The sequence below is a fragment of the Saccharothrix luteola genome, assembly GCF_020859565.1.
GTDB lineage: Bacteria > Actinomycetota > Actinomycetes > Mycobacteriales > Pseudonocardiaceae > Actinosynnema > Actinosynnema luteola.
In genome coordinates this window covers 46,962-68,811 of the sequence record NZ_JAJHUO010000013.1, presented here as the reverse complement: position 1 = coordinate 68,811, position 21,850 = coordinate 46,962, and the positions used below count along the sequence as shown (strand labels likewise).

Here is a 21,850-nt window from a genome sequence, read left to right as displayed (position 1 = left end):
GATCTGCGCCCTCCTGCTGTTGTGGGAGTGGACAGTGCCATGGTTGGCCTGCTGCTGCTGGTGCTGCTGTGACCATGGTCGTCCGGGAGGGCCGGCTGATCACCGTGTACCTGGCGGTGCGCCGCCGGATGCGCAAGGCCGGGAGCTCGAGGCGCGGCCTGCCGAGCTTCACCCGTTCTCCGCGGTCTTGCCCGCGTCCGACGGCATGATCGACTCCGGTGCTGGGGCGAGGTCGTCGAGTTGTCGTCGCACCCGCTTGGCGTCGTCGTCGCGGCCTTGTTCCCGGTACAGCTCCAGCGCCTCCGACCACACCTGGCGGGCATGGGCGTGCCGACCGAGGGCGGTGTAGGGGTGGCCGAGGCGGTCGAGGGTGTCGGCCGCCTGGGTGGTGTTGCCGTGGGTGCGGCGCAGGGTGAGGGCCTGTTGGTAGTGGCGGACGGCTTGGTGGTGGTGGCCGGTGTGGTGGTCGATGAAGCCCAGGCTGTCGAGGGTGTCCGCCTCGCCGTCGGGGTGGTGGTGGCGGCGGTGGTGGGCGAGGGCTTGCCGGCAGTGGTCGCGGGCGGTGTCGTAGTCGCCCAGGCGGGCGGCGTACCAGCCGACCGTGCTGAGCGCGACGGCTTGCGCCGCGGGCTGGTCGAGGGCGCGGAGGAGGAACAGTGCGCGGCGGGCGTGCTCCAAGGCCCGCCGGTCGTCACCCCGCTGTTCCCACACCCAGGCGAGGGTGTGGTGGGTGTAGGCCTGTTGGGCGGGGTCGTGGTGGTGTTCGGCCAGGGCGAGGGCGTGGTGCAGGTGCTCGAGGGCCTGCTCGTGCCGCCCCAGGTTGGCGTGGGCGCGGCCCAGGAGCCGGAGGGCGCGGGCGGCCAGGTCGGGCACGGGTCCGGCGGCGTCGGCGGCGGCCTGCCACGTGTCGAGCTCGTCGTGGCGGTGGCCCCGCCGCCAGTGGAAGGTGGTCAGGGTCCAGGCCAGGTGCCACACGGCCTGGTGGCGGTGCTGCGCGGCGGCGGTGTGCTGGGCGGCCAGCAGGTGGGGGTGGTGGGTGTCCAGCCAGGCCAGCGCGGCAGGGTAGTCGGGCAGCGGGTGGGGGAGGACGCCGGGGACGGGCGGGTCGAGCCGGATCGGATCGCGGTGGGGGTTCAGGAGGCGTTCGGCGGCGTGGGCGGTGTGCCGGTAGAAGTCGACCACCCGCTCCAGCGCTGCTCGCCGCGCCGACTCCGGTAGGTCGTCGCGGGCGGTGGTGGCGGCGTAGGCGCGGACCAGGTCGTGCATCGCGTAGCGGCCGTGCGGGCGTCGGTCGAGCAGGGAGTGCTCCGTCAAGACCCGCAGGACCTTGCGCGCTTGGTCGTGGGGCAGGCCCGTGAGGGAGGCGGTGGCGGGCACGTCGGTGTCCGGGCCGGGCGCGATGCCCAGCAACCCGAACGCGGTGCGCTCGTGGTCGGTGAGTCGGCGCAGGGACCAGGACAGGACGGCGGGCAGGCTGGCGGCGGGGTCGGTGTCGTGGTCGAGCATCTCCAGGCCCAGCTCGCGCAGTTCGGCGGCGACCTCGGCCAGCGGGGTGCGGGGGCGGGTGGCGGCGTCGCGGGCGGTGATCGAGAGGGCCAGCGGGTAACGCCCGCACAGATCGGCCAACTCGTCCACGGCGCCCGGCTCGGCGGCGACGCGGTCGGCACCCAGGCGTGCGCTGAGCAGGGCCCGGGCCTCGGCGGGGGCCAGGACGTCCAGTTGCAGGTGGCGGGCGCCGTGCCGGTCGATCAGGGAGGCGAGCCTGGTGCGGCCGGTGACCAGCACGGTGCAGGTCGGACTGCCCGGCAGCAGCGGGACGACCTGCTCGGCGGTGGCGGCGTTGTCCAGCACCACCAGCATCCGGCGCCCGGCGACCAGGCTGCGGTACAGGGCGGCTTTGGCGTCCAGGTCGGTCGGCACGCGGTCGGGGGCGACGCCCAGCGCGGTGAGGAATCCGAACAGCGCGGCGTCCGGGGCGACCGGCTGTTCGGCGGGGGTGAACCCGCGCAGGTCGGTGAACAGGTGCCCGTCGGGGAACCGGTCGAGGTGCCGGTGGCCCCATGCCAGCGCCAGCCAGGTCTTGCCGATCCCGCCCGCCCCGCCGATCGCCGAGATCACCACCGCGGCGGCGGCTTGGGTCCCCGACGGCGGTGGGCCCTCAGCGGTCAGCGCCTCGTCCAAGCGGCCCAGTTCGGCACCGCGGCCGGTGAACCACCGCGGCGGCGCGGGCAACTGCCGGGGTACCGGCTCTTCCGCCTTCGCCGCGTTCCCCCCGCCGAACGCCACCGGGGACGGAACGAGGGCGGGGTCGGTGGCGAGGATGCGGCGGTGCAGGTCCCGCAGTGCGGTACCGGGGTCCGTGCCCAGCTCCTCGACCAAGCGCTCCCGCAGGCGCCGGTAGTGGGCCAAGGCGTCCGCGGTGCGCCCGGCACGGTGCAGCGCCAGCATGTACTGGCCCGCCACCCGCTCGTCCAACGGGTGCCGCGCGGTCCGTGCCGACAGCTGCGCCACCAGCTCTTCGCCCTGGCCGCTGCCGAGCCGGGCATCGACCAGGTCGAGCTCGGCGGCCCATCGCTCCTGCTGCCACCGATCACGCTCGCCTTCCACCCACAGCCCGCTCACGCCGGTCAACGGATCCCCGCGCCACAACGCCAACGCCTCGGTCAGCAGCGCCACCTGGTCCGTGACGTCATCCGTGCGGCGGGCGCGGTCGCGCAGGGCGCGGAACCGGAGCAGGTCCACCGCGTGTTCCGCCTGATCCACCACCAGCGTGTAGCCACCGGAGCGGTGCACGACGGCCGGCGCACCGGCGAAGGCCCCGCGCAGCCGCGAGATGTGGCTGTGCAGCGTGGCACGCCCCCGCCGAGGCGTGTCCGAGCCCCACACCCGCTCGACCAGGCGATCCGCCGGCACGAGCCGACCGGCGTCCACCGCCAACGCCGCGAGCACGCACCGCTGCCGGGCAGGCCCGAGGTCCACCGGCCGCCCGTCGACGCGCGCGGTCACCTCGCCCAGCAGAGCGATCTCCACCGCCATGCCCGTCTCTCCCCGCGCGGCATCTCCCCGACCGCAGGAATAGCGCAGGGACCAGGGCAATGCAGAGAGTTGGCAAGCAGTTCACACGAACGGCCGCCCACTGTGACACCCGAGGTGGTCCGAGGGGATCGTCAGGGGACGGGCCGCCTCATCAGGTAGTCGAGTTCCGCTCACGATCACCCCGATCGCGGGCTCGGTCAGCTCGACGACTCACCCGAGTCGAGGGAAGGAAGTCCCATGAGCACCGCAATCGAGAGCAGGGATGCGCGTCCGGCCGGGAAGCGGAGCGGCGTGCGGCGTCGACTCGTCCGGACGACGCTCGCCATGGGCATGGCGTTGGGCACCGTCGTGGCCACCTCCACCCCGGCGTTCGCGGCGATCTCGACCTGCACCATCTGGTGGACCGGGCCGGGTGCCTGCACCACCGGGGCGGTGACCCCCTACCCGGGCGGGACGTGGGTGGACTGGCGTGTCGGCGGCGGCGCCTTCGGCAGCACCGGCTGGTACATGTACGACGTCAGCAACGGCATCCGCGTGGCGGCCGGGAACGTGCCGGCCGGCGAGACGCACACCGGGACCGTCTCCGGGCTCTACAACCGGGCGGACGGGTACAAGATCCGCATCTCGTCGTCGTACGCGGGCTTCGGCACGATCGAGAACGAGCTGCCCTGAGCGACTGACCGCACCGGCCGCGGCTGGGGATCGCCCGCTCAGGGCAGCCGGGGCGCGAGCTCCAGCCACGCGCGCACCTCCGCCCGGAGCTCGTCGTCTCGCAGGTGCCCGACCAGTTGTCCCAGTGGGCCGAGGACGTTCTTGGCCGCCCGCAGCGTCCTGATGTCATCCCTCGGGCGGTCCTGCCAGCTCTCGGCCAGGCTCGCGGCGGCGTCCCGGTCGAGCGCGATGGTGGCGAGGCTTCGTCGTGCGACGGTGTCGGGCTCCAGGAGCGGTGGCACGTCGGTCCGGTCCGCGATCCTGGCGGTGGCGAGGCTGAGCCAGGCCGTGCGGTTGGCGACCTCGCGTGCGTCCAGCGCTCCGGTCTCCCGGGCCAGGTCGAGGGTCGTGGCGGCCAGTCGTGCCCACCGCAGGACGGCGGCCGGGTCGTCGTCCTCGGGGTCGGTGACCCGGGTGCCGAGCGGTTCGACGAGGGCGAGCCACCAGTTCGCGCGCTGCGACTCGTCGTCCGGTTGGCGGGTGAGGAGCCAGGTCCTCCGGTCGGCGTCGTCGAGGGCGAGCAGCTCGGTGAGGTGGTTCGTCATTCGAACTCGATTCCGTGGCGGCGGAAGGCTTCGCGTCCGACGTCGAGGCTTTCGGGCGGGGGCCTGAAGTGCCCGCTCCGGTTGTTGATGTCGAGACTGTAGTACCGGCCGGAGCCGCCCGCGATCTCCACCTCGCCGGCGGCTCTGACCGGGGCTCCGCCACTGAGCACCGAGTGCTTGATCTCGACGCCGTCGACGTGCTTGGGCACGACGACGAGCCTCCCGTCCTCGAGGACGGCCCACTTCAGCTTCTCGCCGGTGCCGAGCAGCCGGTCGAACTCCGGGGTGCCGGGCTCGGTGGGTTCGACACCGAGGCGACGGGCCGCGTCGAGGTCCCGGCGGAGGTCCTCCGGCATCTGGTTGGGGTAGACCGGGGGCACGGCCTCCTGGCTTCCGGCGTCGGGCGCGCGCTCGGTGAAGACGGGCAGCGGGAGTTCGGGTGCACCCCGGCCGCGGGCGGCGATGCGCTCGGCCATGTGGCGCAGGAAGGTGTTGATGGAGTCGGCCACCTCCACCACCAAGGTCTTCCTGGCCGTCGTGTCGGGGTAGAGGCCCAGGAAGCCGTTCAGTTCCTCGTACTGCCCGTTGTTGGAGTCGATGACCAGGCGGATCTGGTCCTTGGTGTGGGCGACGTCCTCGGCGTAGCGCCGGGCGAGCCAGGCCAGGTGGTTCATCTCCGCTCCGTTGCCGGAGGTGAGATCGCGGAGCTTGGCGACCTTGCCGCGGTAGTCCTCGCCGGTGCCGTCGTCCCAGCCGTCGACCAGGCGTTGGTCGGGTGGCCGTTGGCCTTCGCGCTCGAAGACGGCGCCGGGGTTGGCCCAGGCGGTGGCGAGGTCGTGCACGAGCAGCTCGTCGGTGACCGGCCACCCGGCGGTGAGGGGTTTGACGGCCGGCCACAGCGGGGCCTCGGGTTCGGGGATCGCCATGGCGCCGGCTAGTTGATCTCGGTGAAGACGAGGGCGCCGTTGTGGTCACCGCGGCGGTAGATCTCGACGCTGTCACGGCCGGCGGCGATGAGGTCGCGGTACTGGGTCAGCCGCCGTTCGGCTTCGGGGCGCAGCCGTTCGGCCCGCGGCGCGTAGCCGGGGTGGAACGCCTGGTTGAGCAGGTCGGGCGGACCGAAGCCGCTCTCGCCCGCCCGGATGGCGGCGGGTGCGCCGTACCAGGCGTTGTCCAGCTCCGCCAGCTGGACGTCGAGGGTGTCGAGCGCGGGGCCCACGAGTGACTCGTCGAAGTGGACGTCCGATCGGGTCATGGTCGCGGCTCCCGCTCGGCGAGGAGCGCGTCGAGCCGGGCGGCGACGTGGGCGCGGGCCTGGTCGGCCGCGGCGCGCGCGGTCTCCGTGATGCGGGCGGCGAGCAGGCGGGAGTCGGTGGTCCGGTGGACGCGGGGGTGCAGCCGCAGGTCGAGGAGCTGGCCGAGGCCGCCCGCGGTCGCGGTGACCAGGCCGTCGTCGGAGTGGGCGGTGGCGGTGGTGGTGCGGACGTGCTCGCGCAGGGCCAGCAGGGTGCGCCGCCACGCCTGGAGGTCGAGACCGTCACCGATGGTCGGCGGAGGGCTGGTCACGGTGCCACCGGCCGCTGGTCGTCGAACGCCCGCAGCACGGGGTCGAACAGCAGGTCCACGGCGTCCGGCGGCGCAGTGCCGTCGGAGGTCCGCGCGGCGTTGTCGGCGGCGGCCCGCACGGTGGCCAGGATGGTGCCGCCCAGCGCGTCGGCGTCCTGGGTGCGGTGGTGGCGCGGGTCGAGGTGGAGCTCACGCAGGTCGCCGAGCGCGCCGGCGGTGACTCGGACGAGGCCGTCGGGTGAGCAGGCGGTCGCGGCGAGGTCCGCGAGCTGTCGCGGGATGGGCATGGCGTCCAGCATGGAGACCGGTCCGCCGACCTGTCGGGCCGTGGCAACAAGCGGTCAAGCGGGATCCTTCAGGCGCACGTAGTGACCGATGTGGGTGAACAGGGACTTGAACTCGGCGTTGTCGGACCATCCGGCGCTGCAACACGCGTAGTGGACCTTGGCGTGCCCGTCGACCGCCGCCTGTTCGACCAGCGTGCGCAGCGGGGTCGGCCGGTCGACGGTGATCGAGAACCCCTCGATCCTCAGCCCGTCCGGCGGCGAGACGGTGTAGTCGATCACCTGCTGCCCCCCCGGTGAAGGTCCACGGGTACCCGGCGGGCATGGGGATCACCTTCGACTTCTCGTCCAACAGCCCCAACTCGTCGACCCGCGGCGGGTTCCCGTTCTCGATCCGGTGGCCCACGCGGTCGTCCATGGAGGCGCCGGGCGGCGCGTACATGATCACCGTCATGCCCTGCGGCACCTGGAACGTCGGGGACTTCTTGCGCCGCTCGGCGGCCAGGTGGTTCTCGTTGAACCTGCCGTGCCCGCTGACCACGACGCCGTACTGCGCCTCCAGTTCCATTTCGTCGTCCCAGTCCATCACGGACTTCCCGGGGTCCCGGCTCGCACGCTGCACCGGCGTGAGCATCCCGGCCACGGCGCGGTTGCCGATCCGCCGTTGCAGGTCGAGCACCCGCTCGTGCTCCGGGTGCTGGTGTTGGTGCGGCGACGCGAGGGCGTGATGCCGGTGGGCGGCCTCGTCCTCCGCCTCGTCCCGGTGTGGTGCCGACTTGCGCACGACCACTTCCTTCCTCCAGACGACACCGTCCAGCGTCGTTGACGCCGCCGAACGCGAGAGGGGACGTGAGGGCAACGCGGGGGCACAGTTGTTGCCCGGTCCGGCCACCGGCAATCGAGAAGGTCGCGGTGCGATTCATATCGGCGATTCTCCGAAAGGAGGAAGGAACAGTGCCGAATGGCGCCGGCCGTTGGACTGTACGGCACACCGGAGAGACTTTCGGGAAGTGTTGCGGCCAATAACGCGAAAGTATTTCGACAATGCTTGTGGCACGGTGCCCGGCGCTGCTAGGACTGATCGACTACCGGTCGTTCGGAGGGGGCCACATGCGCTTGGTGAAACTGCTGTTGCCGGCCTTGGTGGTGGCGGCCCTCGCCGCACCCGTCACGGCGACGGCCCAGGCCCGACAAGCGCCCGACTCGCCACCGCGACCCGGGTGGGCGATCACCGGCACCGGGCTGGCGTGGACGGCGACCTCCCCGATACCGCCGGGTGGCGCGGCGGTCGAGTTCTGGGACGGCGACCGGCTGCTCGGGCTGCCGCGACCGTCCGCGGACCTGCGCACCTTCACCTTGGACGCGGCGGACGTCGAGGACGTCGACGCGCTCCAGGTGCGGGTATCGGGCACGCGTCTGGACGTCGAGGAGCCCACTCCCCCGTCGACCGTGGCGGTCGCGGCGACGCCCGCGCTCCTGCCCGCGGGGGACGTCGATCCCGGCAGGCCTGGTCCGTTCGCCACGTCCACCGGGGAGTACCGGCTGGACCCGATCGCCATGCCCGGCTACGCGGTGCCGCTGGAGATGGAGGCCGTGGTCGTCGCGCCGGTCGACGCGCCGGGCCGCCGTCCGCTGGCGCTGTTCCTGCACGGCAGGCACATCACCTGCTACGACGGCGCCGAGATGGTGCTGGCGTGGCCCTGCCCGGCACCCACCAAGCCCGTGCCGAGCCACCGGGGCTACCTCCAGGCGCAGCGGCTGCTGGCCTCGCAGGGCTACGTGACGGTGTCCGTGTCGGCCAACGCGGTCAACGCCCACGAGGACCTGGACCTGGAACAAGGCGCGGGCGCGCGGTCCGCGCTGGTGCGCGCGCACCTGGCGCGGTGGGCGGACTGGGCGGGCGCCGGGCGTGCCTCCGCGCCCGAGGTGGTCCGCGCCGCGCCGGTCGCCGACCTCGACGAGGTGGTCCTGGTCGGGCACTCCCGCGGCGGTGAGGGCGTCAACCGAACCGCGGTCGACAGCCTCTCCCCGCCGGCCCCTGGCAGCGGCCACGACGGCCCGGTGCGCTGGACGATCAAGGGCCAACTGCTGATCGGCCCGACGGTCTTCGCGCACAACCCGGCGCCGGACGTGCCGTCGGTGACGATCCTGCCCGGCTGCGACGGCGACGTGTCCGACCTCCAGGGTCAGCTGTTCGTGGACGCCACCCGCGGCGTGAGCCGGGGGGCCGCGCTGCACAGCGCGCTGTACTTCGTCGGCGCCAACCACAACTACTTCAACACCGAGTGGACGCCCGGCCAGGCGGAGGCCCCGGCCCAGGACGACTTCCGCTCTCCGCCCGAGGACCCGGTGTGCTCGCCGGGCACGGCCACCCGGCTCACTCCGGAGCAGCAGCAGACCGCCGCCGCGACCTACATCGCCGCGGCGGCGCGCCTGTTCGTCGCGCGCGACCGTCGGGTGCTGCCGCTGCTGGACGGTTCGGGCGTGCGCGCTCCGTCGGCCGATCCGGCGCGCGTGCTCGCCCACGCCGTCGGCGGCGCCCGCACCCCGTTCGTCGTGCCCGACGCGGCGACCTCGGCGGGCGACTCGGCGCGGGTGTGCGCGCAGGTCTCGGCGGACCCGGCCACGGCGTGCGTCGACCCGGTCGAGACCCGCCCGTCGCCGCACTTCGCGCGGTTCAACCGAATCGTGCCCGAGTCCGGCCGGTTCGCCGTGGCGCTGGGGTGGACCGCCGACGGGCAGGCTTCGACCGCGCGTCCCGGCGCGCCGGTGTCCCTGGCGGGGTCGCGGCAGCTGGCGCTGAGGCTGATCGTGCCGCCGAACAGCGCGACCACCCGCTTCGACGTGGCCCTCACCGACGCGGCCGGACGCCGCGCGGAGCTGGGGTCGGTGGCGCTGGACGGGCTCCCCGCCACCACGCGGATCTCCGCCCGCTGGGCGCAGGAGGTCCGGGTGCCGCTGCCGGCGCGGGGGATCGACCTGCGCCGCGTCGCCGAGCTGGAGCTCGTCCCGCACGGCGGTTCCGGGCAGGCGTGGCTCGTCGACGCCCACGGGTACGCCCCCGGTCTGCCCGACCCGCGGCCGGTGGCGCTGCCGCGCGTCGACGTGGGCGCGCTGACCGTCCAGGAGCGCGACTCGGGCGTGCAGATCGTCCGGTTCCCGGTCTCGGTCACCGGGAGCGGCGCGGGCGCGGTGCGGGTGTTCGTCCAGAACGAGGGCGACAACGCCTACACCGAGCGGGTGGTGGAGGTCGAGCCGGGCCGGCGCGAGCTCGAGGTACCGGTGCAGGTCACCGGCAACACCCGCTGGAACCTCGACGCGAGGCGCACGGTGCTGGTCAAAGCGGTGCGAGGCGCGGTCGTGGGCCGCTACGCGGACCGCCTGACCGTGTCGAACGACGACCCGGAGCCGACCTTCACCGCCACCCCGGTCACGGACGTGGTCGCCGAGGGCGGCACCCTGGCTTGGCAGGTGACGCTGTCCGCGCCGGCCGACCGGATAATCGTGGTCACGGGTCGGCCCGCTGTCCCCGAGGGGGTCGAGCTGTCCACCACGGACGTCGACGAACTGTGGTTCCGCCGCAACGTCTCCTTCGAGGAGCCGCTCCCCTCGCGGCCGTTGTCGAGCACCCGCGTGCAGCCGATCGCCGGCATCCCGCGCGGTGGGCTGAGCGCGCTGCTGACCGTGCCGACGGTGGCCGACACCGAGGTCGAGCCGGTGGAGCGGATCCTCCTGAACCTCGCACTGTTCTCCTCCACCGCGTCGGTCACCGGCGCGGTCACGGACGGCACGCCGTCCGGGCGTCGACAGGCGGTTACGCCGACAGCGGCGCCCATGTCGGTGATGTGACTCTGCGAACCGGTGCGCGGGTGGGGACTCGAGCTGCTGGAGTTGGCCGAGTTCGCCCGATCTCCGGAGGCCGGCGGCTGATACCGGTGGTCGGCAGCCAAGGCCATCATCGCCGAGTCGGTGCTGCTCGCCCGTCGATGACGTGCGCAGCGGCGGATCCCGTCGGCACAGGGATCCGCCGCTGCGTTCTCGCGGTGAAACCGCTACCGGAGCTTGTACGCGCGGATCAAGGTGTGCTCGAACGTGTTGCCCTTGCTGTCCGCGCCCTTCACCCGCAGTGAGGCGTACGCGCCCGCCCCGGCGGCGTTGCGGACCAGCGCGGTGCGGCCGATCACCGGGGCCTCGGACCACGTGCCGCCGTCGTCGAACGACACCTCCACCCGCAGGCGCTGCACACGCCCGTTGTCGCCGCCGTCCTGCTGGGTGACGACCAGCGGCACGGAGAGGGTCCGGCCGGCGCCGGTCGCACCGTTCCCGTCCAGCTTCGGGGTGAAGCGCACGACGGTCAGCGGCACGGCCTGCCGTCCGTCACCGGGCGCGGTGTCGGACCGGAACGTCCACGCCGACTGCACCCGGGTGCTGAACTCGGCGACCTCGCTCGACCGCGAGCTCTCCGCCTCCAGCCGGTAGTCCGCCGCGCCCGGCGGCACGGGGAACGCCCCGATGCCGGGCAGCGGTGTCTCGTCCACCTTCACGCCGTCGCGGTAGAGCGTGGTCCGGGACGTGCCGGTCAGCGAGTCGCCGCGGTTGCCCGCGCCGTCGCCGAACAGCCACAGGTCGGCCACCACGACGTCGCCCACGCGGAACAGGTAGGGCGCCGCCGAGTGCGGCGGTGTCGGGCCGATGACCGGGAAGCCGAACGCCTCCGCGTACTTCCGGCCGGCCCGGTAGGTGCGTTCGGGGCTGAGCAGCGCCGTCTCCAACGTCTCGGGCGTGCCCTGGAACAACTGCCAGCGCCACGTCACGTCCGCCGCCAGCACGTGGTCGATCGCGCCGGCCGACGGCTCCACCGCGGTCGCGCCGCCGACCCCGTAGATGCCGTCGGTGGTCGCCGCGCTGCCGGAGTGCTCGCCGATCCGACCCGGCCGGCGCGGACCGAACGCGGTGGCGACCTCCGCCAGCTCGTTCTTCCCCGGCCTGCGGGCGAAACCGGTCGGCGCCTTGCCGCGCTCTTCCCACGCGAGCCGGTACGACACCGGTTTCCCGCCGACCGGCGCGCCCGCGAACTCCGCGCCGATCAGCACGCCGTACTGCGCCGCGGGCAGTTCCGGACCGCTGTTGCCCAGCGCCATGTCCGAGGGGAACCCCTCCGGGTACACCAGCCCCATCACCGCCATCACGTCCTCGTGGCGCCGGCCGAACGCGACGTAGCCGAACCGGGGCGTGGCGGCCCGGTCGGGCGACGTGATCTTCACCGGGGCCGCGGCGCGCGCGTCGAAGACCACCTCGGTGTCGGCGGTGACCGTGACGTCCGGCCGGAGCAGCACCGCCATGCCGGGCTCGCCGAAGCGGTGCTCGGACACGGCGGTGTAGACGCCCTTGGGCACGCGGGTCGTGACGTCGCCGTCCGTGTCGGTGATCATCGTGAACCGGTCGTTGGAGACGCCGATGAGCAGCGCGGAGTAGTCGCCCTCCGGTTTGCCCGACCGGTCGAGCTGGGTGAACCGGACGTTGTAGCTCTCCACCTCGCGGCTGATCGACACGGGCGTGCGCAGCAGCACGTCCGCGCCGCTCTTGGCGACGACCAGGCCGGTGTACGCGCCGTCGACCGCGCCGGACTTGCCGTCGCCGGTGACCGTCACCGCCGCCTCGCCGCCCGCCGGGACGGTGACCGCGGCCGGGGTGACGGTGAACAGCCCGGCCTGACCGGGTGTGCCGTCCGGGTTGCGCGCCTCGACGGCCAGGTCGAGCGTCACGGGCGCGGTGCCCGCGTTGCGGTAGGTCATCGCCTTGCTCAGCGGCACGTCGTCGTGGTGCGGCCACTCCTGGACGCCCAGGCTGACGCTCGGGGGCGACGTGGTGAGCGTCGTGGTCATGACCTTGGCCGAGTCGACGCGGCCGGAGCCCTGGTCGAACACCGTCAGGTCGGGGTTGTGCTCGGCCGCCGCCATCAACGCGGCCTTGAGCCGGTCACCCGACCAGTCGGGCTGCTGCTGCGCGAGCAGCGCGGCGGCGCCCACGACGTGCGGTGTCGCCATCGACGTGCCGGAGGCGGCCATGTGGTCCGCCGGACCGGCCCCGGGGACGCCCCTCGACTTCGCGGCCACGATGTCCACGCCCGGCGCGGTGATGTCGGGCTTCACGCCGCCGTCGCCGGTGCGCGGGCCGCGGCTGGAGAAGTCCGCGATGCTGTCGTCCCGGTCGACCGCGCCGACGGTCAGCGCGGCCTCCGCGCTGCCCGGCGACCCCACGGTCTCCGGGGCGCCGCTGTTCCCGGCCGCGATGACGAACAGCGTGCCGTGCGTCGCGGAGAGGGTGTTGACCGCTTCCTCCAGCAGGTCGACCTCCGGCCCGTCGGCGCCGCCCAGGCTGACGTTCACCACGTCCGCGCCCTGCTCGGCGGTCCAGCGCAGGCCTTCCAGGATCGCGGACTCGGGGCAGCCCGCCTCACCGCACACCTTGGCGTCGAGCAGTTGCGCGCCGGGCGCGACACCGCGGTACCGCGTGCCGTTGCTCGCGATGGTCGACGCGACGTGCGTGCCGTGGCCGATGGTGTCGGTGGAGTCGGGGTCGCTGGTGAAGTTGCGCTCGGCGATCTCCCTGCCCACGAGGTCCGGGTGTCCGCCGTCGACACCCGTGTCCACGACGCCGACCTTCACGCCCGCCCCGGTGTACCCGGCCGCCCACGCGGCGGGCGCGCCGATCTGCGCGACGCTGCGGTCCAGCACGGGCCGGCGCACGCCGTCCAGCCAGACCTTCGCCACGCCGGGAGCGGTCAGCAACGCCTGCCAGTCGGCCCCGGACGCCTTGGCCGCCGTCGTGGCCACCGCCCGCACGGTCGGCAGGTCCCGCTCGACCCGGAGCGCGTCCAGCGACGCCGCCCGGTCGTCGGAGCGCTTGACGATCAGCGGCACGCGGTCGCGGCGCGCGTCGTCGTAGCCGGCCTCGACCAGTCCCGTGACGTCGAACAGCCGCGCGTCGAACCGGCCCTCGGCGAGCGGACGCGCCGCGTCGCGCGGGACGACGTGCACGTGGCCCCGGCGTTGGAAGGTCAGGTAGCCGATGCCCTCCCGGCCGGGGCCCGCGGTGACCGAGGCGACCCGGTCCCCGTCGAGCACGACCCGGTCCCCGCTGACGAGCGTGACGACCCGCTTCGCGCCTCCCGGCACGCCGCCGGCCGGCGCCGCCGCGGCGGGTGTTGCCAGGGGCGTGGCCATCGCGGCGACAACCCCCATGGTGAGCACCGCGGCCGGCCAGGCCGTCCGCCTTCGTGATCTCGAACCCGACACGAGTTCCTCCCCGTTCCTCCGGTGGTGATCGGCGCCGCGGAGCCGTGGGCGGTGCGTCGTGCACGGAGCGTGGAACACGGGCTCGTCGGCGCTGACCGGGTCGGACGTTAGGGGCTTCGGCGTTGTTCAGGCTCGTGGCCGATGGGCTGAACAACGTTCTCCGAACAACGTCGGGCCTCGCCACCTGATCGGCTCGTGCACCGGGTGTCCGGCGTGCCAGGGTGTCGCCGGCCGGACCGCGCCGGACGGGGGGTGGAGGCAGTGGCGGTGCTGCGCCAGGTTCGCGCCGGCTTCGACCGCGACACGATTCGGGTGTACCAGGCCTATCCGGCCGCGATCGCGGACCCGGCGCCGGCCGCGGGCCGGTTCGTGGCGCCGTTCTCGTTCACCCGCATGACGTGGATCAAGCCGTCGCGGCGGTGGTTGGCGCACCGCGGCGACTGGGCCCGCAAGCCGGGGTAGGAACGCATCCTGGCGGTCGGCGTCACCCGCGCCGGCTGGGAGCAGGCGCTGTCGCGAGCCGTGCTCACCGCGCCCGAACCGTCCATCCACGGCAGCGCGGCGGCGTGGAGCGCGGTGTTCGAGCAGGCCGACGTCCACGTGCAGTGGGACCCGGAGCGGACGTTGCGCGGCGCTCAACCAGTACAGCATCCAGGTCGGCATCGGCCGCGCGCTGATCAGGACCTACGCCGAGGACTGGGTGGTCGGCCTGACCGACCTCACCCCGACCGTGCACAAGATCGCGGCACTGGTCCGGACCGGTCGGCACGCCGACGCGCAGCGACTGCTGCCACCGGAACGCCCCTACCCGCTCCCCTCCCCCATCGCCCGGCGGATCCAAGCCGACACCTGACCCGAGCACCCACGCGTGCTGCACCCCGGGACGACTGTTGACCTGGAGCGCGCTCCAGCCACTAGCGTCGCGGCCGTCGATGGCGGAGCAGGTGGAGAACGGAGCACGACGTGCGACTGGGTGTGCACATCAACCGGTTCAACCAGGGTGCGGCGCGGCTCGGTCCCGAGCTGGCCGCCGCCGGCGCGGCGGCCGAGGCGGCCGGGGTCGGGTGGCTGTCGGTCATGGACCACTTCTTCCAGATGGAGCACAACGGCGGCGCCGAGGACCCGATGCTGGAGAGCTACACCACGCTCGGGTTCCTCGCCGCGCACACCTCCACCATCCGGCTCGGCGCGCTCGTCACCGGCGTCACCTACCGCCACCCGGGCCTGCTGGCCAAGAACGTCACCACGCTGGACGTGCTGTCGGGCGGTCGCGCGACGCTGGGCATCGGCGCCGCCTGGTACGAGCGCGAGCACCGCGGGCTGGGCGTGCCGTTCCCGCCGTTGGGCGAGCGCTTCGAACGGCTGGAGGAGGCACTGCGGATCTGCCTGCGGATGTGGGACCCGGCGGACAACGGCCCGTTCGAGGGCGAGCACTACCGGCTGGCCGAGACCCTGTGCGAGCCCGCGCCGGTGAGCGCGCCGCACCCCGAGATCATGATCGGCGGCAACGGCGAGCAGAAGACCCTGCGGCTGGTCGCCCGCTACGCCGACGCCTGCAACCTCCTGCTCACGTCCCCCGCCGAGGTGCCGCACAAGCTCGACGTGCTGCGCCGGCACTGCGACGACCTGGGCCGTGACTACGACGCGATCCGCAAGACCGTGGTGCACCTCGGGGACCTGCCCGACGACGCGGACGGGTGCGCCGAGGCCCTGGAGGGCTACGCCGACCTCGGCGTCGAGACCGTCATCCTGCGATCGCCGGACGGCGACCAGGCCGCCTGGATCGAGCGGGTGCTCGCCCCGATCACCGGTCGTCTGGCCGAGCTCGGCTGACGGGCCACGGCCTGGGCGTCGGGGGCGGCTGGTGCTTCCCCCGGCGCCCGGTCGGGTGTCGGCCGTGGATTTACGGGCACCAGGCCGCCACGGGATTCGAAGAATGCCCGGGAAATATAGTTTGACGACACCCGTGCCGGTCGGCACGATGGGCGCACACCGAGCCGAGGAGCGGACATGACGAACACGCGTCGACGCCGTCCGGGCAGCCCGTGCTCCCCGCCGTGACCTGTTGAAAGGTCCGGCCCAGGGAGCCGCCCGTCGGGGAACCGACCAGGGCGGCTTTCTCTTTTCGCGCACCACGGAAAGGGCATCGGAAACATCGGGGAAGTCATTTTTCGGCAACCCCGGAGAACTACCGCACGACCAGGCCCCCATAGCTCAGCAGGACAGAGCGCGCCGCTACGAACGGCGAGGTCCCAGGTTCGACTCCTGGTGGGGGCACCGCTGGAACCCCGTGCCACCGCGTCTCGCCGGGACGAGCCCGGCGGGGCGCGGTCGGCGGTTCCAGACCAGCACCGCCTTCGCGCGCGGCGGGCGAGAATAGCCGCGTGGAGCATTCCCGGTTACCCGGAATGGGTCTCCGGTGACACATATGTGAACTCGTCCGTCGAATAGGGCGGCCACATATGTGAACCTCGAACCGGGGTCGCCACGGGCCGTTGACACGCCGGAAACATGCGCTACGGTGCGATCAGAGAGCGCTTTCCCGATAACCCCTGCACTCACCCCTCATACGGGAGAGGAAATAGCCATGCCCACATCTTTCGGGAACCGGCGCGCCCTGCTGAAGGTCGTCGTGGCCGCCGCGCTGGCCACGACCGCGGCCACCGTGCCCGGCGCCGCGCCGGCGTTGGCCGCGACCACCGCGGACGGGTTCGCCTCGGTGAACGCACTGGGACAGAACGGCACGACCGGAGGCGCGGGCGGTGCCGTCGTCACGGCCACCACCACCGCGCAGTTCCTGGCCTACATCGCCCGGCCGGAACCGCTGGTCGTGCAGGTCAAGGGCACGATCACGCTGCCGACCGGCACGTCGGACGGCATGCACGCCGTCGCCTCGGACAAGACCATCATCGGCCTCGGCTCCGACGCACGGCTCGTCGGCGGCGGGCTCACCATCGGCCTGCCGGTGGACGACGACGTCACCTCTCCCCCGGCCGACGCCGTGCACAACATCATCATCCGCAACCTCGCCCTCACCGGCGCCACGGACGACCTGATCAACGTGCAGATGTTCAGCCACCACATCTGGATCGACCACAACGACTTCTCCAACGGCGACGACGGCGCGGTCGACATCAAGAGGGGCAGCGATTTCGTCACCGTCTCGTGGAACAGGTTCCACGACCACGACAAGACGCTGCTGCTCGGGCACGACGACGACAACGGCGCGCAGGACATCGGCCGCCTGCGGGTCACCTACCACCACAACTACTTCGACGGCTCCGACCAGCGCAACCCGCGCGTCCGGTTCGGCGAGTCCGTGCACGTCTACAACAACTACTACCGCGACAACAGCTACGGCGTGGCCTCGGCGATGAACGCGGGCGTGGTGCTGGAGGGCAACTACTTCTTCAGCGTCAACAACCCGGGCCGGGTCGACTTCAGCGGCGACCTGGGCCGGATGGTCGCCCGCGACAACATCCTCGTCGAGTGCAACCACGAGATCGAGCTCCGCGGCTCCGTGGTCGAACCCCGCACCTACTACGCCTACGCCCTCAACCGCGCCGCCGAGGTCCCCACGATCGTGCCCGCCGGTGCGGGCACCGGTCGCATCTGACAGGAGCACCGACGATGAGCGACATCAGCAGGCGCAGCCTCCTCACCGGCGCCGCCGCGACGGCCCTCACCGCCGTCGCCGCACGCGCCGCGACCGCCGAACCCCTCCGCACCGGCCCGGTCACCACGAGCCCGGCGTGGGCGGCGCCGTTCCACACCGCCGACGGGTTCGCCGGTACGAACACCCTCGGCCAGAACGGCACCACCGGCGGCGTCGGCGGGCCCGTGGTCACCGTGCGGGACACCGAGACGTTCCTGGACTACTGCGACCGCAACGAGCCCTACGTGATCCAGGTCGACGGGATCATGACGTTCAGCAGCAAGCAGGGCCTGCGGTCCAACAAGACCGTCATCGGCCTGCCCGGCGCGGAGATCCGCGGCGGCGGCCTCGACATGTACCGCAGGCAGAACGTGATCATCCGCAACCTCAGGTTCACCGGCGCGGACGACGACGCGATCAGCATCCAGCAGTCCTCGCACCACATCTGGATCGACCACTGCGACCTCAGCGGCGGCGCCGACGGCCTGATCGACATCGTGCGCGGCGCGGACTTCATCACGGTGTCGTGGAACAACTTCCACGACCACAGCAAGACCGCGCTGCTCGGCCACTCCGACTCCAACGCGGGACCGGACACCGGCAAGCTCCGCACCACGTTCCACCACAACTACTTCAACGCCACCGAGCAGCGGCACCCGCGCGTCCGCTTCGGCGAGCCGATCCACGTCTACAACAACTACTTCCGCAACAACCGCCTGTACGGGGTCGCGTCCACCGAGAACGCAGGCGTCCTGGTGGAGGCCAACTACTTCGAGAACGTGCCGCACCCGATCTACTCCGGCTACGACGAGAGCGGACCGGGTCGCGTCGTGCAGCGCGACAACGTCTTCGTCAACTCCGGCACGCCGCAGACCCTCGGCACGGTCGTCGAACCGCGCACCTACTACGCCTACACCCCCGACAACCCGTCGACCCTGCCCACCACCGTCCCCGCCGGTGTCGGCGTCGGCCGGATCTGACCCCAGGAGGACCAGGACCATGAGCGCCATCAACCGTCGTCGGCTGCTCGCCGGCACGGCACTCGCCGCCGTGGCCGCCGCCGTGCCACGCGCCGCCTGGGCCGGAGTCGGCCCGCTGGACGCCGCCAACGGGTTCGCCGGGGTCGACGCGCTGGGCCAGAACGGCACCACCGGCGGCGCGGGCGGCCAGTCGGTCACCGTGACCACGGCCGCTGCCCTCGCCGACTACGTCGGCCGCAAGGAGCCGTACGTCATCTCCGTGTCCGGCCGGATCCAGACCGGCGACGAGATGCTGACCGTCGTCGCGAACAAGACCATCGTCGGCGTCGGCTCCACCGCCGAGATCACCGGCGGCGGGCTGCAACTCGGCTCCACCACCCGCCCCGGCAACAACGTGATCATCCGCAACCTGCGGTTCACCAACGCCTCGGACGACTCGATCAGCGTCACCAACTCCGCGCACCACGTGTGGATCGACCACTGCGACCTGTCCGACGGCTACGACGGCCTGCTGGACATCAAGCGCAACTCCGACTACGTCACCGTGTCGTGGAACCACTTCCACCACCACAGCAAGGCCGCGCTGCTCGGCCACTCCGACACCTACACCAGCGACAAGGGCAAGCTGCGCGTCACCTACCACCACAACTTCTTCGACGGCACGGACCAGCGCCACCCGCGCGTGCGCTTCGGCGAGCCCGTGCACGTCTACAACAACTACTACCGGGGCAACTCGCTCTACGGCGTCGCGTCCACCATGGACGCCGGGGTCGTGGTCGAGGGCAACTACTTCGAGAACGTCGCCCACCCGGTCCTGTCCGGCTACGACAAGAGCGGGCCGGGACGGGTGATCGAGCGCAACAACGTCTACGCGGGCTCCGGCGCGCCGGAAACGCTCGGCACCGTCGTGGAACCGCGCACCTACTACAGCTACACCCTGGACGACCCCGCCTCCGTGCCGCGCATCGTCACGGCCGGCGCCGGTGTCGGCCGCGTCCAGGGGGTGGCGCGGTGAAGACGAGCACCGCTGTCGCGCTCGCCGCGACGCTGATCGGAAGCTTGGCCGTGGCGACGCCCGTCACGGCCACCGCCGCGGACAGCGCGCCGATCGGCTTCGCCGCCGTCAACGCCCTCGGCCAGAACGGCACCACCGGCGGCGCCGGCGGCCCCGAGGTCACGGTGTCCACCGCCGCCGACCTCATCGCCGCGATCAAGGCGACCGGGCCGCGCGTGGTGCGCGTGCAGGGCATGATCACGCTGCCGGCCGGCATGCACGACGTCAGCTCGGACAAGACCATCGTGGGCGTCGGCGCGGCGTCGGGCGTCACCGGCGGCGGGTTCAACATCGGCCTGCCGGTGAGCGAGACGACCACTCCCCCGGCGGACGCCGTGCACAACGTGATCATCCGAAACCTGGTGTTCCGCAACGCCACCGACGACTCGATCAACGTCCAGATGTTCAGCCACCACATCTGGATCGACCACAACGACCTCTCCCGCGGCTACGACGGGCTGATCGACATCAAGCGCGGGTCCAGCTACGTCACGGTGTCGTGGAACCACGTCCACGACCACGCCAAGAACATGCTGCTCGGGCACTCCGACAGCAACGGCGCGCAGGACACGGGCTACCTGAAGGTCTCCTACCACCACAACTTCTTCAACAAGACCTCGCAGCGCAACCCGCGCACCCGGTTCGGCAACCCGGTGCACATCTTCAACAACTACTTTCTCAACAACAGCGACACCGGCCCGGCGTGCCAGGCCCAGTCCGGCTGCTGGATCGAGGGCAACTACTTCGACAACGTCGAAGAGCCGATGACCAACAGCTACTCCGGGCCCAAGGGCAACATCGTCGAGCGGAACAACGTCTACGTGAACAGCGGCGAGCCGGTCGTCGGCGGCACGGTCACCGACCCGCGCACCTACTACCAGTACGCCCTCGATCCCCCGGCGAACGTGAAGGCGCTCGTCACCCAGGGAGCGGGCACGGGCAAGGTCTGACGAACGGCGGTATTCCGCACGCACCACCCTTCCCCGGGGTGCGGATCAGGGCGGCCGACCCTATAGTTCGGCCGCCCTGATCCGCGTTCCGAAGGGAATACCGACGATGTCGAGACGATTAAGACGAGCGTTGCTCTCGTTGTCCGGCTGCGTGGCGCTGGTCCTCGCCGCGAACGGCACGGCGTCCGCGAGCGGTTCGGCGTGGCAGGCGATCGCCGCCGTCGACCCCGTGGTCGGCGCCCGGCTCCAGCCCCACCAAGGCCTGTTGAGCGCACCGACCACGATCACGACCCCGCTGCCCGCCGACCCGGTGGGCGCGCTGACCACCGCCGTGTCCGCCCTCTCCGCCGGGGTCGGCCTGCCGCAGGACGCAGCCGCGGCCATCGGTTCCTCGGGCCTCTCCACCGAGGTCGCCGGTCGGGTCGCGAACCTGCTCACCGCGATGACCACCTGCCAGCAGGTCACCGAGACGCGCTTCGCGGCCATCCCGACCGGCCTGCTGCCGCTCGTGCTCAAGACCGGCGGCGCCCTGGACGCCTTGGCGCACGCCGGCATCCGGGCGTGCGCCGAGCCGGTGTGGCGGCGGACGGTCGAGCTGCAACTCGTGCTGGACGACCTGGCGTCCGGCCAGGCGGCCGCCTCGTGCGCCGTCCCCGGCGTCTCCGACCTGGACCTCTGGCCCGTGCTGCGGCTGGACGGCAGCACGTGCGACGACGACACCTACGCGCACGACTACCTGCTGGTCATCGACCTCGGCGGTGACGACACGTACCGCAACAACGCCGGCGGCAACATGGTCGACCTCAACTTCTCCCCCGCCGGCTCCGCCGTCACGGGCCTGCGCGGCACCGGCCCCGCGCGGGGGTGCCAGCGCGCCATCCCCGGCCTGACCGCGCTCGACTGCGTGCCCGCGGTCGGCATCCTGCTCGACCTGGCGGGCCAGGACACCTACGGCGTCAAGGAAGCGCCGGACCACGACACCGGTTGCACCACCGACCCGGTCGTGCGCCGGATGATGACCGCGGGCGCGGGCTTCCTGGGCGTGAGCGTGCTGCGCGACTCGGGCGGCACGGCCGACGTCTACACCGGCAAGACCGGCTCGCTCGGTGCGGGCCACATCTTCGGCGTCGGCCTGCTGTCGGACGACGGCGGGGACGACACGTACTCCGCCGTGCGCAACAGCCAGGGCTTCGCGCTGGTCGGCGGTTTCGGCCTGCTGCACGACCAGGCGGGGGCGGACACCTACGACTACTACATGCCGGCCCCGATCACCCCGTCGGCGCCCAACCAGACGGAGGGGGCGGGCGGCGTGCGGGACGACGAGGGCGAGGGCCTGTGCGACCGGATCCCGCGGTTCGTCCAGGGCACGGCGAACGTGCTGCCCGGCACCACCGGCGTCCTGATCGACGAGTCCGGCGCGGACAGCTACCGCGGCGCGTTCGCCGGTGAGTTCGTCGGCCCGATCCAGAACCCGAGCACCAGGGCGGGCAGCCTCGGCTTCGGCAACAACCAGGGCCTCGGCGTCTTCCTCGACCGCGCGACTTCCGACGACACCTACGTGGTGGACGGCGAGCCGACGGTGGTGGGCGTGCCGGCGCGCGGCGACGACGTGACCGTGCTGCCGGGCAACGACTCCTCCGGCTCCGGCCTGGGCCAGGGCTTGTTCATCGACCAGTGACGGCAACGGTTCCGCGCCCACCCCTGCCCGGGTGGGCGCGGAACCCTGCCCGCCTACTGGAAGATGACGTCGCTGCCGAAGGCGGGGGGGGCG

At 72.5% G+C, this 21,850-nt stretch carries 16 protein-coding genes, 1 tRNA gene and 2 pseudogenes; 10 read left to right on the top strand and 9 right to left on the bottom strand.

Annotation, left to right across the window (positions count from 1 at the left end):
- Nucleotides 1–168: 168 nt before the first annotated feature.
- The gene (locus tag LNK82_RS19295; RefSeq protein WP_230568401.1) at nt 169–3,036 is read right to left on the bottom strand and encodes an AfsR/SARP family transcriptional regulator; all 2,868 of its coding nucleotides are present in this window, start codon (nt 3,034–3,036) and stop codon (nt 169–171) included.
- A gap of 237 nt (nt 3,037–3,273) precedes the next feature.
- Here LNK82_RS19295 and LNK82_RS19290 point away from each other — a divergent pair, with 237 nt between their 5' ends.
- Nucleotides 3,274–3,708, top strand: a complete 435-nt coding sequence (locus tag LNK82_RS19290; protein ID WP_230568400.1) for a hypothetical protein — start codon at nt 3,274–3,276, stop codon at nt 3,706–3,708.
- Between the two features lie 38 nt (nt 3,709–3,746).
- Here LNK82_RS19290 and LNK82_RS19285 read toward each other — a convergent pair whose 3' ends face one another.
- From LNK82_RS19285 to LNK82_RS48315, 7 genes and pseudogenes are all read right to left on the bottom strand, one after another.
- Nucleotides 3,747–4,292 carry a hypothetical protein gene (locus LNK82_RS19285; RefSeq protein WP_230568399.1) on the bottom strand — a complete coding sequence of 182 codons (546 nt, stop codon included), beginning with the start codon at nt 4,290–4,292 and terminating at the stop codon, nt 3,747–3,749.
- Complete coding sequence (locus LNK82_RS19280) at nt 4,289–5,218, bottom strand: WXG100-like domain-containing protein (RefSeq protein ID WP_230568398.1); 930 nt, start codon at nt 5,216–5,218, stop codon at nt 4,289–4,291. The genes LNK82_RS19285 and LNK82_RS19280 overlap by 4 nt, the downstream gene beginning before the upstream one ends.
- 8 nt (nt 5,219–5,226) lie before the next feature.
- Nucleotides 5,227–5,547: a hypothetical protein gene (locus LNK82_RS19275; protein WP_230568397.1), complete on the bottom strand. Its 321-nt coding sequence runs from the start codon at nt 5,545–5,547 to the stop codon at nt 5,227–5,229.
- On the bottom strand, nt 5,544–5,858 hold the full coding sequence (locus LNK82_RS19270; RefSeq protein WP_230568396.1) for a YbaB/EbfC family nucleoid-associated protein: 315 nt from the start codon (nt 5,856–5,858) through the stop codon (nt 5,544–5,546). The genes LNK82_RS19275 and LNK82_RS19270 overlap by 4 nt, the downstream gene beginning before the upstream one ends.
- Nucleotides 5,855–6,145, bottom strand: a complete 291-nt coding sequence (locus LNK82_RS19265; protein WP_230568395.1) for a YbaB/EbfC family nucleoid-associated protein — start codon at nt 6,143–6,145, stop codon at nt 5,855–5,857. Before LNK82_RS19265 ends, LNK82_RS19270 begins: the two co-directional genes overlap by 4 nt.
- A gap of 54 nt (nt 6,146–6,199) precedes the next feature.
- Nucleotides 6,200–6,424, bottom strand: a complete 225-nt coding sequence (locus LNK82_RS19260; protein ID WP_230568394.1) for a hypothetical protein — start codon at nt 6,422–6,424, stop codon at nt 6,200–6,202.
- Between the two features lie 136 nt (nt 6,425–6,560).
- A pseudogene (locus tag LNK82_RS48315) lies at nt 6,561–6,710 on the bottom strand (putative adhesin); the annotation flags it as partial.
- Nucleotides 6,711–7,252: 542 nt separating this feature from the next.
- On the opposite strand from LNK82_RS48315, the gene LNK82_RS19250 reads away from it, so the two are divergent.
- A complete protein-coding gene (locus LNK82_RS19250; RefSeq protein WP_230568392.1) occupies nt 7,253–9,991 on the top strand; it encodes an alpha/beta hydrolase family protein in 2,739 nt (912 codons plus the stop codon).
- A gap of 203 nt (nt 9,992–10,194) precedes the next feature.
- Here the strand turns inward: LNK82_RS19250 and LNK82_RS19245 are convergent, their stop codons facing one another.
- Nucleotides 10,195–13,386: a S8 family serine peptidase gene (locus tag LNK82_RS19245; RefSeq protein WP_230568391.1), complete on the bottom strand. Its 3,192-nt coding sequence runs from the start codon at nt 13,384–13,386 to the stop codon at nt 10,195–10,197.
- A gap of 249 nt (nt 13,387–13,635) precedes the next feature.
- On the opposite strand from LNK82_RS19245, the pseudogene LNK82_RS48310 reads away from it, so the two are divergent.
- The 8 genes and pseudogenes from LNK82_RS48310 (at nt 13,636) to LNK82_RS19195 (ending at nt 21,757) form a co-directional block, all read left to right on the top strand.
- Nucleotides 13,636–14,293, top strand: a pseudogene (locus tag LNK82_RS48310) (DUF4291 family protein).
- A gap of 110 nt (nt 14,294–14,403) precedes the next feature.
- The gene (locus tag LNK82_RS19225; protein WP_372470521.1) at nt 14,404–15,273 is read left to right on the top strand and encodes an LLM class F420-dependent oxidoreductase; all 870 of its coding nucleotides are present in this window, start codon (nt 14,404–14,406) and stop codon (nt 15,271–15,273) included.
- A gap of 370 nt (nt 15,274–15,643) precedes the next feature.
- Nucleotides 15,644–15,717, top strand: a tRNA-Arg gene (locus LNK82_RS19220).
- 310 nt (nt 15,718–16,027) lie between these two features.
- On the top strand, nt 16,028–17,056 hold the full coding sequence (locus LNK82_RS19215; RefSeq protein WP_230568389.1) for a pectate lyase family protein: 1,029 nt from the start codon (nt 16,028–16,030) through the stop codon (nt 17,054–17,056).
- 14 nt (nt 17,057–17,070) lie between these two features.
- Nucleotides 17,071–18,075 (top strand): pectate lyase family protein, encoded by a 1,005-nt coding sequence (locus LNK82_RS19210; RefSeq protein WP_230568388.1) that lies wholly within the window; start codon nt 17,071–17,073, stop codon nt 18,073–18,075.
- A 19-nt stretch (nt 18,076–18,094) separates the two neighbouring features.
- Entirely contained in the window at nt 18,095–19,090 is a 996-nt protein-coding gene (locus LNK82_RS19205; RefSeq protein WP_230568387.1) for a pectate lyase family protein, read from the top strand.
- Nucleotides 19,087–20,079, top strand: coding sequence for a pectate lyase family protein (locus tag LNK82_RS19200; protein ID WP_230568386.1), 993 nt, complete (start codon nt 19,087–19,089; stop codon nt 20,077–20,079). Before LNK82_RS19205 ends, LNK82_RS19200 begins: the two co-directional genes overlap by 4 nt.
- A gap of 106 nt (nt 20,080–20,185) precedes the next feature.
- On the top strand, nt 20,186–21,757 hold the full coding sequence (locus LNK82_RS19195; RefSeq protein ID WP_230568385.1) for a hypothetical protein: 1,572 nt from the start codon (nt 20,186–20,188) through the stop codon (nt 21,755–21,757).
- Nucleotides 21,758–21,850 lie beyond the last annotated feature (93 nt).